This is a genomic window from Pseudomonas sp. LBUM1655 (genome assembly GCF_059716085.1).
Genome location: NZ_CP166801.1, coordinates 5301253 through 5312263, shown reverse-complemented (window position 1 = coordinate 5312263; position 11011 = coordinate 5301253). Strand labels below are relative to the sequence as shown.

General features: G+C 58.3%; 14 protein-coding genes and 4 tRNA genes. 8 read left to right on the top strand and 10 right to left on the bottom strand.

Annotation, left to right across the window (positions count from 1 at the left end):
* Positions 1 to 62: 62 nt before the first annotated feature.
* From ACA074_RS23820 to ACA074_RS23805, 4 genes are all read left to right on the top strand, one after another.
* Positions 63 to 138 (top strand) — tRNA-Asn (locus tag ACA074_RS23820).
* A 9-nt stretch (positions 139 to 147) separates the two neighbouring features.
* Positions 148 to 224 (top strand) — tRNA-Pro (locus ACA074_RS23815).
* Positions 225 to 229: 5 nt separating this feature from the next.
* Positions 230 to 305: transfer RNA gene (locus tag ACA074_RS23810), tRNA-Lys, on the top strand.
* 97 nt (positions 306 to 402) lie between these two features.
* Positions 403 to 479: transfer RNA gene (locus tag ACA074_RS23805), tRNA-Pro, on the top strand.
* Positions 480 to 601: 122 nt separating this feature from the next.
* Here ACA074_RS23805 and ACA074_RS23800 read toward each other — a convergent pair.
* The 5 genes from ACA074_RS23800 to ACA074_RS23780 all read right to left on the bottom strand — a co-directional run bounded on the left by ACA074_RS23800 (position 602) and on the right by ACA074_RS23780 (position 3977).
* Positions 602 to 1009, bottom strand: a complete 408-nt coding sequence (locus tag ACA074_RS23800) for an HvfA family oxazolone/thioamide-modified RiPP metallophore (RefSeq protein ID WP_187679219.1) — start codon at positions 1007 to 1009, stop codon at positions 602 to 604.
* A gap of 230 nt (positions 1010 to 1239) precedes the next feature.
* Complete coding sequence (locus ACA074_RS23795; protein ID WP_489881338.1) at positions 1240 to 2538, bottom strand: NAD(P)/FAD-dependent oxidoreductase; 1299 nt, start codon at positions 2536 to 2538, stop codon at positions 1240 to 1242.
* A gap of 63 nt (positions 2539 to 2601) precedes the next feature.
* Positions 2602 to 2775 (bottom strand): DUF3094 family protein, encoded by a 174-nt coding sequence (locus ACA074_RS23790; protein WP_003228304.1) that lies wholly within the window; start codon positions 2773 to 2775, stop codon positions 2602 to 2604.
* A 51-nt stretch (positions 2776 to 2826) separates the two neighbouring features.
* Complete coding sequence (locus ACA074_RS23785) at positions 2827 to 3354, bottom strand: MOSC domain-containing protein (RefSeq protein WP_489881339.1); 528 nt, start codon at positions 3352 to 3354, stop codon at positions 2827 to 2829.
* Positions 3351 to 3977 carry a DUF1780 domain-containing protein gene (locus ACA074_RS23780; RefSeq protein ID WP_003228301.1) on the bottom strand — a complete coding sequence of 209 codons (627 nt, stop codon included), beginning with the start codon at positions 3975 to 3977 and terminating at the stop codon, positions 3351 to 3353. The genes ACA074_RS23785 and ACA074_RS23780 overlap by 4 nt, the downstream gene beginning before the upstream one ends.
* Before the next feature lie 148 nt (positions 3978 to 4125).
* On the opposite strand from ACA074_RS23780, the gene ACA074_RS23775 reads away from it, so the two are divergent.
* From ACA074_RS23775 to ACA074_RS23765, 3 genes are all read left to right on the top strand, one after another.
* The gene (locus tag ACA074_RS23775; protein WP_497679347.1) at positions 4126 to 4575 is read left to right on the top strand and encodes an FAD/FMN-containing dehydrogenase; all 450 of its coding nucleotides are present in this window, start codon (positions 4126 to 4128) and stop codon (positions 4573 to 4575) included.
* The gene (locus tag ACA074_RS23770; protein ID WP_187679223.1) at positions 4572 to 5261 is read left to right on the top strand and encodes an energy-coupling factor ABC transporter permease; all 690 of its coding nucleotides are present in this window, start codon (positions 4572 to 4574) and stop codon (positions 5259 to 5261) included. Before ACA074_RS23775 ends, ACA074_RS23770 begins: the two co-directional genes overlap by 4 nt.
* A gap of 65 nt (positions 5262 to 5326) precedes the next feature.
* Positions 5327 to 5542 carry a hypothetical protein gene (locus ACA074_RS23765; protein ID WP_007959584.1) on the top strand — a complete coding sequence of 72 codons (216 nt, stop codon included), beginning with the start codon at positions 5327 to 5329 and terminating at the stop codon, positions 5540 to 5542.
* A 6-nt stretch (positions 5543 to 5548) separates the two neighbouring features.
* Here ACA074_RS23765 and yacG read toward each other — a convergent pair whose 3' ends face one another.
* From yacG to pilB, 5 genes are read right to left on the bottom strand one after another with little or no spacing between them, the layout of a single operon-like run.
* The gene (gene yacG, locus ACA074_RS23760) at positions 5549 to 5749 is read right to left on the bottom strand and encodes a DNA gyrase inhibitor YacG (protein ID WP_007959585.1); all 201 of its coding nucleotides are present in this window, start codon (positions 5747 to 5749) and stop codon (positions 5549 to 5551) included.
* Positions 5746 to 6369, bottom strand: coding sequence for a dephospho-CoA kinase (gene coaE, locus ACA074_RS23755; protein WP_489881340.1), 624 nt, complete (start codon positions 6367 to 6369; stop codon positions 5746 to 5748). The genes yacG and coaE overlap by 4 nt, the downstream gene beginning before the upstream one ends.
* Complete coding sequence (locus tag ACA074_RS23750) at positions 6366 to 7238, bottom strand: prepilin peptidase (RefSeq protein WP_497615374.1); 873 nt, start codon at positions 7236 to 7238, stop codon at positions 6366 to 6368. Before ACA074_RS23750 ends, coaE begins: the two co-directional genes overlap by 4 nt.
* Position 7239: 1 nt before the next feature.
* Positions 7240 to 8457 carry a type II secretion system F family protein gene (locus tag ACA074_RS23745; RefSeq protein ID WP_489881342.1) on the bottom strand — a complete coding sequence of 406 codons (1218 nt, stop codon included), beginning with the start codon at positions 8455 to 8457 and terminating at the stop codon, positions 7240 to 7242.
* A gap of 2 nt (positions 8458 to 8459) precedes the next feature.
* Positions 8460 to 10160, bottom strand: coding sequence for a type IV-A pilus assembly ATPase PilB (gene pilB, locus ACA074_RS23740; protein WP_187679227.1), 1701 nt, complete (start codon positions 10158 to 10160; stop codon positions 8460 to 8462).
* Positions 10161 to 10386: 226 nt separating this feature from the next.
* On the opposite strand from pilB, the gene ACA074_RS23735 reads away from it, so the two are divergent.
* Positions 10387 to 10818, top strand: a complete 432-nt coding sequence (locus tag ACA074_RS23735; protein ID WP_187679228.1) for a pilin — start codon at positions 10387 to 10389, stop codon at positions 10816 to 10818.
* Positions 10819 to 11011 lie beyond the last annotated feature (193 nt).

Sequence of the window (11011 nt, the reverse complement as noted above, 5' to 3'; positions counted from 1 at the left end):
GCAGCGATGCGAACGGAGTCTAAGAGCTGTAAGTTTCACCGTTGTAAATTGAAATATGTAGTTCCGTGATAGCTCAGTCGGTAGAGCAAATGACTGTTAATCATTGGGTCCCAGGTTCGAGTCCTGGTCACGGAGCCAATTTCAAACCGGGGTATAGCGCAGTCCGGTAGCGCGCCTGCTTTGGGAGCAGGATGTCAGGAGTTCGAATCCCCTTACCCCGACCATTTTTGGGTCGTTAGCTCAGTTGGTAGAGCAGTTGGCTTTTAACCAATTGGTCGTAGGTTCGAATCCCACACGACCCACCATTTTTGAAACCAGTTTGCACTGGGATCGAATCTTAAGATCAGAGGCCAAAAGCGCTGATCGAAGAAGGCGATCTTTGAAAGGTCGCATTTTTTTTACCGGGGTATAGCGCAGTCCGGTAGCGCGCCTGCTTTGGGAGCAGGATGTCAGGAGTTCGAATCCCCTTACCCCGACCATATTAAAAATCCTCGTATCGAAAGATACGGGGATTTTTTTTGTCTGGCGCTCAGGGCCTGGCATCAGACGTAAAAAAGCCGCGCCTCCTTCAGGGAGGGCGCGGCTTTTTGCTTTCAGCGAATCAGACGCCGTCTTGGTCTTTCAGATGCTCGAACAGGCCCTTGGGCATCTTCTTGCCATTGGCTTCGAAGTTGGCCTTCACGTTGTTGTAGGCCTCTTGCTCGTCGATGAAACCGTCATGGTTGGTGTCAATCTTGTCGAAATCAGATTTCGGCGCGACTTTGAGGAATTCGGCACGGGAAACCTTGCCGTCGCCATCGGAGTCGGTCTTGGCCATCGACGCATCGCCACACTTGCCTTCACCGCATTTGCCTTCCGGTGTCTTTACCGATGTTTCTGCCGAGGCAACCATATAGCCCTGGGCCAGTGGCTGGGCGGCAAACACCGAGCCGGACAGCATCAGACCACCCGCCAGTGCGGCGCCGATCAGGCCAATGGATTTTTTACCGAGAGTCGAAGTACGGGACATTACATTCTCCTACGGTTGCACAGTGCAACCACACGTTAAGGACGACATCCGGAGCAGAGGTGCTCGGGTGAGGCCATTAGGCGGTGGCGGTGTATCGCGACTGTGTCGTGGAGCGGGGGAGTTTGTAAGCGAAGGTGGGGAAGGTGGGGCGGAGATACAGTCAGACACATATCTCCCAATCAACATGAAACACTGTGGGCGCGAGCTTGCTCGCTCCCACAGTTCTTACATCAATGCAGCTTCAGACGTGGCTCAGTCCCGCGACCAATCTTGCTACCGAGCATCAACATCGCCGTGCGGAATGGCCCGTACAGTGCCATCTGGTGCATGCGATACAGCGACACGTAAAACATCCGCGCCAGCCAGCCTTCAAGCATCACGCTGCCGGTCAGGTTGCCCATCAAGTTACCCACAGCCGAAAAACGCGACAGCGAAATCAGCGAGCCGTAGTCGGTGTACTTGTACTCCGGCAGAGTCTTGCCTTCGATGCGCAGCTTCAGCGATTTGGCCAGCAAGGATGCCTGTTGGTGTGCAGCTTGCGCACGTGGCGGCACGTTGCGATCCGAACCCGGTTGCGGGCACGCGGCGCAGTCACCGAAGGCGAAAATGTTTTCGTCCCGGGTGGTTTGCAGCGTCGGCAAAACTTGCAGTTGATTGATGCGGTTGGTTTCCAGGCCGTCGATGTCCTTGAGGAAACCCGGTGCACGAATGCCGGCCGCCCAGACTTTCAGGCTGGCTTTGATCTCGTTGCCGTCGGCGGTAATCAGGCTGTCGGCGGTAACTTCGCTCACCGACGCATTGGTCATCACGTTGACCCCGAGTTTCTCCAGAGTCTTGTGTACCGGCCCGCTGATACGCTCCGGCAGGGCCGGCAGCACCCGTGGCCCGGCTTCGATCAGGGTGATGTGCATGTTTTCCGGTTTGATCCGGTCCAGACCGTAAGCCGCCAGCTCATGGGCGGCGTTATGCAGTTCTGCCGCCAGTTCGACGCCCGTGGCGCCGGCACCGACGATCGCCACGCTGATCTGTTCGACCACATCGGTTTGCCCGGCGTGCGCGCGCAAATAGTGGTTGAGCAGTTGCTGGTGGAAGCGCTCGGCCTGTTTGCGGGTGTCGAGGAAAAGGCAGTGCTGCGCCGCACCCTGGGTGCCGAAATCGTTGGTGGTGCTGCCGACGCTGATCACCAGCGAGTCATAGGCCACTTCGCGGGCCGGCACCAGTTCCACGCCGTTTTCGTCGTAGGTGGCGGCTAGCTGAATTTTCTTCGCGGCACGATCAAGCCCGCTCATGCGCCCCAACTGGAACTCGAAGTGGTTCCATTTGGCCTGGGCAACATAGTTGAGTTCGTCTTCGGAAGAGTTCAGCGATCCGGCGGCCACTTCATGCAACAGTGGTTTCCAGATGTGCGTCAGGTTCGCGTCGACCAGCATCACACTGGCCGTGCCGCGCTTGCCCAGAGTCTTACCCAGACGGGTAGCCAACTCCAGACCGCCGGCGCCGCCGCCGACAATAACAATACGATGGGACATAGGGATAACTCGCAAGGTTTTTAAAGGAAATCGGTGCGGTTACCTTCGCGAGCGCCAGGCAGCTCATAGCGTCAGATAACTTATAAGTCGGCTCAACAGGCCCAGACCAATGGTCACTGCCAGCACCAGCACCAGGAGCATCCACGGCCGGAAAGGCCGGCGCTCGACACGGTGTTGGGACAATTGCAGGTACTCTTCGACATGCTTTTGGTCTTCGGGGTTCAGGCGGCTGGTCATAAAGGCCTCGTCAGGTAGACGTTGCTGAATGTGCAGAAGCTACAGTGGTTTTCAACCGGGGTTGAACGCAGCATAGCCGCTGTCCGGAACCGGTTCGACAGACACACCGTCGTCGAGGCGAATGATCCCGCTTTGTAACACCCGTGCGGTGATTCCGCCATGCCCGCGCACCGCTTGGAAAGTGCCGGGGCCGAGGTTGTTTTGCAGGCGGGCGCAAGGCTGACACCAGCCGGTGGTCTCGAAAATTGCCTGACCGATGCGAAAGCGCCGACCCTTGAGGCTGAACAGGTTGATCCCACTGATAACGAGATTGCGCCGCAGATCTTCAGGTTTGACCGGTTGATCGGCCGGGCGGCCCATCAGCGCGCTGATCACCGCGAGGTGTTCAAACTGGATCAGCGTCACCTGCCGCGCGTTGCGCACGCCGGGGCGGGCGTGATCGCCAGTCAGTCCGGCTTCCAGCCGCGCTTCCACAGCATCGAGTTCGATCATTGGCCCACGGGATTCGGGACGCACGCCAATCCAGCGCACTCGGCCGGTTTGCGGAACATCGGCGATCAATTGCTGAAGCGGCGTCACAGGCTGATTCCAACATCAAACACGATGCTTCTTCCAAGGTTGCTGCGCAGAAAGTCCGGTGCATCGGGGTGGGCGAACAGCACGCGGGCGAATGTCGGGCCGACAAGGGACAGCGAGCGCCAGCCCTGACGCAAATATTCGGTCGGTGGTGGAAAGTGGCTGTTCAGATCCAGCACTTCGCGCTTGAGGCTGGCGAAGGCGATGATATCCAGTTCGCCCAGATCCATGCCACGCTCTTTGTAGTTGTGGGCTTTCTTGCGCAAGGTCGGCGCCAGTCTGAGCAGGAATTCATTGGCCGGAATCCGGCGCGGCTTGGCTTCGCGGCGCACCAGTTGGCTAAGGGAGAACGCACTGCGCCGCCGCTGCAATTCGTCGCGCCATTCGTCGTTGAGTCGGCGGCCTTCATCGAGAACGAAAAACACCTCGAAATTGGCATCACGAAACAGCACGTCCGGTGGCTCGCCGGCAGGGGCGAACTCGTCGGCCCGGTAGGGAATGTTCAGGCCTTGCAGCAGGCGCTGGCAGACCCAACGCTCACGCTCCCATTTGCGGGCATTGGACAGGAACGCGTTGGCTTGCTCGGCCGCGATGGTCAGCAGGCGTAAATAATCTGAGTCATCCATAGGCCCAAGCTTAGCGTTCAAATGCGACAAGCAGAAAGCCTTGCGTGGCAAAGTGCGTCAGTGGGCAGTCGAGAATGGCGGTGTAGACTCAATACAGCCGAGTCATTACGTCAAACCAAGGGGACTTATCGTGAAATTTCGCTGGCTAATGGTGTTTGCTCTTGTCCCGCTGTGGGCCCACGCCCTCGAAAACGGCGACCGGCTTGCCCCCTGGACGCTGCTGGATCAGTACGATCAGGCCTACACGCTCGATAACAGCACCACGACGCTGTTGGTGGCGCGGGACATGGATGGCGCCAAGCTGATCAAGGAAGCCATGAAAGATCAGCCCAAGGGCTATCTGGAGGCGCGCCACGCGGTGTTTGTTGCGGACATCCAGCGCATGCCGGCGCTGATCGCCAAAATCTTCGCCGTGCCCGCCATGCGGGACTACAGCTACCGGGTCATGCTCGACCGTGAGGGCCGGGTCGCGTCGCGCTATCCCGGCGCAGAAGGGCAGGTGTTGTGGCTGCAATTGAAGGACGGTCGGCTGCTCGAACAGCATGAGTACGCCAACGCTACCCAACTGCGCGAGGCACTGGAGAAGGCGCGGCCATGATCGGTGTCGAGGTGCTGTCGACTGAAAGCCTGGTAGTGGGCTGGCTGATTTATCTGCCGGTGCTGCTCTGGGCGATCTTTCGCGCACCTTGGGTCGAGTTGTTCAGCGATATCCGCCGTCAGCACTTGTTGTTCGGCACCGTATTCGCGTTGTTTCTGTTGTGGCTGGTGCGCAGGGATTTCGACACCGGTGTGTCTTATCACTTCATTGGCATGACGGCGGTAACGCTGCTGTTGGACTGGCCGCTGGCGATTGTCGGCGGGTTGATTGCTCAGATCGGCCTGGTGCTGCTCGGGCGTCAGGATCTCGCGGCGCTTGGGGTCAATGGCGCTTTGTTTATTCTGCTGCCGGTGCTGATTACCGAGTGCGTGGCGATCCTCGTCGAGCGCGCTCAGCCGCGCAATCCATTTGTGTATATCTTCTGTTCCGGGTTTCTGGCGGCTGCGTTGTCGGCGTTGATGTGCCTGCTGTTGAGCCTGACGCTGCTCTGGTACGACGGTCTATTTGCCATGCCGGAGTGGCTGGAAGACTTCATCGGCTACCTGTGGTTGATCATTTTCCCTGAGGCATTTATCAACGGTGTGGTGATCAGTGCGCTGGTGGTGTTCAGCCCTGAATGGCTGGAGACCTTCAATCGCACGCGTTACCTTTCGGCGCCGTGGAAGGACGACGATCCGAAGTCTTGATCCACATCAAACCAGCCCGGCAAGCGTCATTTCATGCTCGTGCAAATCCCTTCAGGAGCAGCGGCATGAGTGTGTACGAGTGGGCGAGACAGGAAACACGGCAGAGTCTGGAGATGGCGCAGGAGGTGGGGTTTGATCCGGGACTGAGCCTGCGGGCCTTGCTCAGTGCGGTGGTGCAACAGAGCAAGGCTGTGCGCAATGCCGAAGACCTTGCCGACGAGTTGCGCTTTCTGGCGGAAAACCTCGACGACGATCAGGACTACGGCTTCATGCGTCCTTGAGCGGGATCAGTGACGCGGGTCGAAATCGCCGGAAAACAGTTCATCCTCGGCATCCGGGGCGACCGGAATCTTGTGTTCCTCGGAGGCCCACGCACCGAGGTCGATGAGTTTGCAGCGATCGGAGCAGAACGGGCGGAATTTGTTCTCGGGCGTGAATTCCACGGGTGCGCCGCAAGTTGGGCATTCTACGGTTGGGATCTGGCTCATGATTGGCCTCCACTTAAAGTCAGGTAAAAGTCATGCAGGCGCTCGACCTCGCTGTGCAGCCAGGCGAGGTCGCGATCGTTGACCACCACGTCGTCGGCACGGCTCACACGGTCTTCGCGGCTCGACTGGGCCTTGAGGATCGCCTGAACTTGCTGCTCGCTGGTCTGGTCACGCTGCAAGGTGCGTTCGATCTGCAGTTGTTGCGGGGCGTCGATCACCAGGATGCGCTGAGTCATTGCGTATTGCCCGGATTCGATCAGCAGCGGTGACACCAGAATCGCGTAAGGCGATTTTGCCAGCGCCAGGTGATGGGCGATTTCCTCGGCGATCAACGGATGCAGCAGGGCTTCGAGCCAGCGGCGTTCCTCCGGAACCTCAAAGATCAGTTTGCGCAGCGCGGCGCGATCCAGCGTTCCGTCCGCTTGTAACACGCCAGCGCCAAAGTGTTCGGCAATCTTCGCCAGCGCCGGACGCCCCGGTTCGACCACCCAGCGCGCCGCATGATCAGCGTCGACCACATGAATGCCGAGGTCGATAAAGTGCTGGGCCGCGGCGCTTTTGCCGCTGCCGATGCCGCCGGTCAGGCCGAGAATCCAGGGTTTTTCCACAGGGGTATTCATTTCAAACCGACAAACTGCCAATAGAAGTCGGTTATTTGACCACCCCAGAGCAAGGCAATCCAGCCGGCAATTGCCAGATAGGGGCCAAACGGGATTGGCGTCGAGGTTTCCTGGTCGCGCAGGCGCAGCAAAATCACTCCGATGATCGCGCCCACCAGCGATGAGAGCAGGATCGTCAGCGGCAAAATCTGCCAGCCACCCCAGGCGCCGAGCAGCGCCAGCAGCTTGAAATCACCGTGGCCGATGCCGTCCTTGCCGGTCAGCAGTTTGAACAGCCAGTACACCGACCACAGCGCCAGATAACCGGCCACCGCGCCCCATAGTGCATCGTGCAACGGCACGAACAGCCCGAAACTGTTGACGATCAGCCCCAGCCATAACAAGGGCAGCACCAGCACATCGGGCAGCAATTGGTGATCTGTGTCGATCAGGCTCATCGCCAGCAAGCCCCAGGTGAGGAAGATCAACAGGCACGCTTGCCAGCCGAATCCCAGGTGCCAGGCAATGAACGCCGAGAGCAGGCCGCAGGCCAGTTCCGTCAGCGGATAGCGTTTGCTGATCGGCGCGGCACACGCGGAACAACGTCCGCGCAGCCACAGATAACTGAGCAACGGAATGTTTTCCCAAGCGCGGATTCGATGCGCGCAGTGCGGGCACTCGGAGTGGGGCAGCATCAGGTTGTAGGTCGGCAGCGGCGTTTCGCCGGGAAGACCTAGTACGTCCTGGGCCTGCTGGCGCCAGTCACGCTCGAGCATCTTTGGCAGACGCCAGACCAGCACATTGAGAAAGCTGCCGACCACCAGCCCAAGCAACAGCGCGGTGAAGACAAAAGCCAGCGGATAGAGGACAAACAGTTCGTCGATAGGCATGTCAGATCGCTGAGCCGAGTTGGAAGATCGGCAGGTACATGGCCACCACCAGACCACCGACGATCACCCCCAGGACCACCATGATGAACGGCTCCATGAGGCTGGTGAGGTTGTCGACCATGTTATCCACTTCGTCCTCGTAAAACCCTGCGACTTTGGCGAGCATCTCGTCCAGCGCGCCGGACTCTTCGCCGATTGCGGTCATCTGCACCGCCATGTTGGGAAACACGCCGGTGGTGCGCATCGAAAAATTCAGCTGCATACCGGTGGAGACATCTTGGCGGATCCGCAGAATCGCTCTCTTGAACACGACGTTGCCAGCGGCACCGGCCACCGAATCCAGCGCTTCGACCAGCGGCACCCCGGCGGCGAAGGTAGTCGACAGGGTTCGGGCGAAACGAGCGACGGCAGATTTGTACATCAGCGTGCCCACCAGCGGCAGCTTCAGCAGCCAGGTGTCGCGACGGTCGCGCAAGGCCTGGGAAGTTTTCAGCGCATGTCGAATGCCGAAAAACGCCACGACCAGAAAGATCAGAATCGCCCACCACCATTGCTGCATGAATTCCGAGAGGCTGATCACCATCAGGGTAAAGCCCGGCAATTCGGCGCCGAATCCGGAAAATACCGACTGGAACTGCGGCACCACTTTCACCAGCAGAATCCCGGTCACTATGGCGGCCACCAGCACCACGGCGGTGGGGTAGGTCATGGCCTTCTTGATCTTGGCCTTGAGGCTTTCGCTCTTTTCCTTGTAGGTCGCGACCCGTTCCAGCAACGTATCGAGCGCGCCGGACTGTTCGCCGGCATCCACCAGGTTGCAATACAACTCGTCGAAATATTGCGGCTTTTTGCGCAGGGCGTTGGCGAAACTGTTACCGGCGGCGACCTCCTGTTTCACCTCGTCCACCAGTTTGCGCATGGCCGGGTTTTCGAAGCCCTCGCCGATGATGTCGAACGACTGCAACAGCGGCACTCCGGCCTTCATCATGGTTGCCATTTGCCGGGTAAACAGCGCGATGTCCCGGACCTTGATGCGTTTGCCGAAACTTAGAATCGATGCGGATTTTTTGCGCACCTTGCCCGGATTGATCCCCTGTTTGCGTAATTGCGCCTTGATCAGGGCCGGATTAAGACCGCTCAATTCACCACTGAGTTTGCTGCCTTTCTTGTCCGTGCCTTCCCAGGCGTAGACGCTGATTTTCGCTGCCTTGCCCGCCATATTCAGTCCTTGGTGACCCGGTTGATTTCTTCCAGGCTGGTGATGCCTTGCATGGCTTTATGCAAACCGGAAGTGCGCAGGTCGTCGAAACCGTCGCGGCGCATCTGAATGTCGATTTCCAGCGAATTGCCCTCGGCCATGATCAGCCGTTGCAGGTCGGGTGTGTTCTTCACCACTTCATAAATCCCCACGCGTCCCTTGTAACCGCCGTTGCAGTGATCGCAACCGACCGGCTCGTAGATCGTGAAACTGCCGATGCGTTCCTCGGGGAAGCCTTCCTTGATCAGGGTTTCGCGGGGGATCTCGATGGCTTTCTTGCAATGGCTGCACAACTTGCGCGCCAGCCGCTGGGCGATGATCAGGCTGACCGAAGTGGCGATGTTAAAGCCGGGAATACCCATGTTGTGCAGGCGGGTGAGGGTTTCCGCCGCGCTGTTGGTGTGCAGGGTCGAGAGCACCAAGTGACCGGTCTGCGCAGCCTTGATCGCAATCTCGGCGGTTTCCAGGTCACGGATCTCGCCGACCATGATCACGTCCGGGTCCTGCCGCAGGAACGAGCGCAGGGCCTGGGCGAAATCCAGTCCTTGTTTGGGATTGACGTTGACCTGGTTGATGCCTTCCATGTTGATCTCCACCGGGTCTTCGGCGGTGGAGATGTTGATGTCGACGGTGTTGAGAATATTCAGCCCGGTATACAGCGACACGGTTTTACCCGAGCCGGTGGGGCCGGTGACCAGAATCATGCCTTGTGGCTGCTTGAGTGCGGCCATGTACAGATCTTTCTGCGCTGGCTCGTAGCCGAGCGCATCGATGCCCATCTGCGCGCTGGACGGGTCGAGAATCCGGATCACCACTTTTTCGCCCCACAGGGTCGGCAGGGTGTTGACCCGGAAGTCGATCGACTTGCTCTTCGACAGGCGCATCTTGATCCGCCCGTCCTGCGGTTTGCGCCGTTCCGAGATGTCGAGGCTGGCCATGACTTTCAGGCGTGCGGCAATTCGCCCGGCCAGTTGGATGGGCGGTTTGGCTACCTCGCGCAAAATGCCGTCGGTGCGTACTCGCACGCGGTAGTTCTTTTCGTAAGGCTCGAAATGCAGGTCGGAGGAGCCGCTCTTGATCGCGTCCAGCAGCATCTTGTGAACGAAACGCACCACCGGCGCATCGTCGGCATCGAGTCCACCGATGGCGTCCTGTTTGTTGTCATCGATGGCTTCTACATCGATGCCATCGAGATCGACATCGGCCATGTCTTCGAGACCGCTGGCATGGGTGTCGAAGAATTTTTCGATGGCATCGGTAAGCTTGTCGTCTTCTACCAGAATGGCTTCGGTGCTTAGTCCGGTGCTGAACTGAATGTCGTTGATCGCTTGATGATTGCTCGGGTCGGAAATCCCCACGAACAGTTTGTTACCGCGTCGCCACAAGGGCAGGGCGTGATGCTGGCGTACCAGTTTTTCACTGACCAGGCCTTTGGGCTGGGTTTCCTTGTCCAGACAATTGAGGTCGAGGAACGCCATGCCGAAGTGCTCCGAGGCGATCTCGGCCACCTGCCAGCTCTTCACCAGTTTGTTCTGCACCAGATAGCTGACCAGTGACTGTCGATTGCGCTGGGCCTGTTGCCAGGCCTGCTGGGCGCTTTTTTCCGTAAGCAGTTCGGCCTGCACCAATTGCTTGGCCAGACCGCTCAGAGCGATGTCATTCATGGGGATTCCGCACGCTTGCAGTTCATGACTTATAGCCTAGTCAAGTGACAGCGCCAAACATGGCCGGTGCAGGTGACAAAAAGTGTCAGATAGTGCGGTTACAGGTTGTAGGAAGCTGCGTCGAGCGTGGTAACCGCCTAGTGCGCAGGGCGTTGAGGCGCTTGGCATGGGCTATGCTCAGTCCTTCTCAGATCATGAGAATTCGACTCATGCATGGAGCGTGTCTATGAAAAAACAACAAGGCTTTACTCTGATCGAGCTGCTGATCGTTGTGGCAATCATCGGGATTCTGGCGACTATCGCCCTGCCGCAGTATTCGAAATATCAGGCGCGGTCGAAGGTGACGGCGGGGCTGGCTGAAATCAGCGCACTGAAAGTGCCGTTTGAGGACACCATCAATCAAGGGACAAACCCTACGCTTGCAATCGTGAAGGGTGATGCGGTCACTACCACTTCAAATTGTGCATTGACGGCTTCAGGTACGGCCGCTGACGGTGCGGGAACCATTGTTTGTACGATCGCCAATGCTCCAGCGCCAGTGTTGGGCAAAACTATCACGCTGACTCGTTCCTCCGGCACGGGCGCAGGCGTTTGGAGCTGTGGTACCACAGTGGCTCCGGACTACTCGCCAAAAGGCTGCACTGCCAGCGGTACGTAATGTCAGGCCATGTCTGATGAATGCCCCGCCACGCGGGGCATTTTTCATTGCGCAGCACTTCACAAAAGCTCTAATAATTTCAGCACCTTAGGAACTTTTCGGAAAGCCGCAACTTGCATGTGAATATCGCGCGAGTCATGCAAATTGCATGAAACCGAAAATTTGAGATATTCATAAGTCTTTGATTTATATG

Bases quoted from the DNA above. Each gene is read 5' to 3' on its own strand.
- ACA074_RS23780 (WP_003228301.1), bottom strand. From the start codon at position 3,977: ATGGATGACTCAGATTATTTACGCCTGCTGACCATCGCGGCCGAGCAA.
- pilB (WP_187679227.1), bottom strand. From the start codon at position 10,160: ATGAATGACATCGCTCTGAGCGGTCTGGCCAAGCAATTGGTGCAGGCC.
- yacG (WP_007959585.1), bottom strand. From the start codon at position 5,749: ATGAGCCAGATCCCAACCGTAGAATGCCCAACTTGCGGCGCACCCGTG.
- ACA074_RS23750 (WP_497615374.1), bottom strand. From the start codon at position 7,238: ATGCCTATCGACGAACTGTTTGTCCTCTATCCGCTGGCTTTTGTCTTC.
- ACA074_RS23795 (WP_489881338.1), bottom strand. From the start codon at position 2,538: ATGTCCCATCGTATTGTTATTGTCGGCGGCGGCGCCGGCGGTCTGGAG.
- ACA074_RS23800 (WP_187679219.1), bottom strand. From the start codon at position 1,009: ATGTCCCGTACTTCGACTCTCGGTAAAAAATCCATTGGCCTGATCGGC.
- ACA074_RS23775 (WP_497679347.1), top strand. From the start codon at position 4,126: ATGGTGTTTGCTCTTGTCCCGCTGTGGGCCCACGCCCTCGAAAACGGC.
- ACA074_RS23765 (WP_007959584.1), top strand. From the start codon at position 5,327: ATGAGTGTGTACGAGTGGGCGAGACAGGAAACACGGCAGAGTCTGGAG.
- ACA074_RS23790 (WP_003228304.1), bottom strand. From the start codon at position 2,775: ATGACCAGCCGCCTGAACCCCGAAGACCAAAAGCATGTCGAAGAGTAC.
- ACA074_RS23735 (WP_187679228.1), top strand. From the start codon at position 10,387: ATGAAAAAACAACAAGGCTTTACTCTGATCGAGCTGCTGATCGTTGTG.
- ACA074_RS23745 (WP_489881342.1), bottom strand. From the start codon at position 8,457: ATGGCGGGCAAGGCAGCGAAAATCAGCGTCTACGCCTGGGAAGGCACG.
- coaE (WP_489881340.1), bottom strand. From the start codon at position 6,369: ATGAATACCCCTGTGGAAAAACCCTGGATTCTCGGCCTGACCGGCGGC.
- ACA074_RS23770 (WP_187679223.1), top strand. From the start codon at position 4,572: ATGATCGGTGTCGAGGTGCTGTCGACTGAAAGCCTGGTAGTGGGCTGG.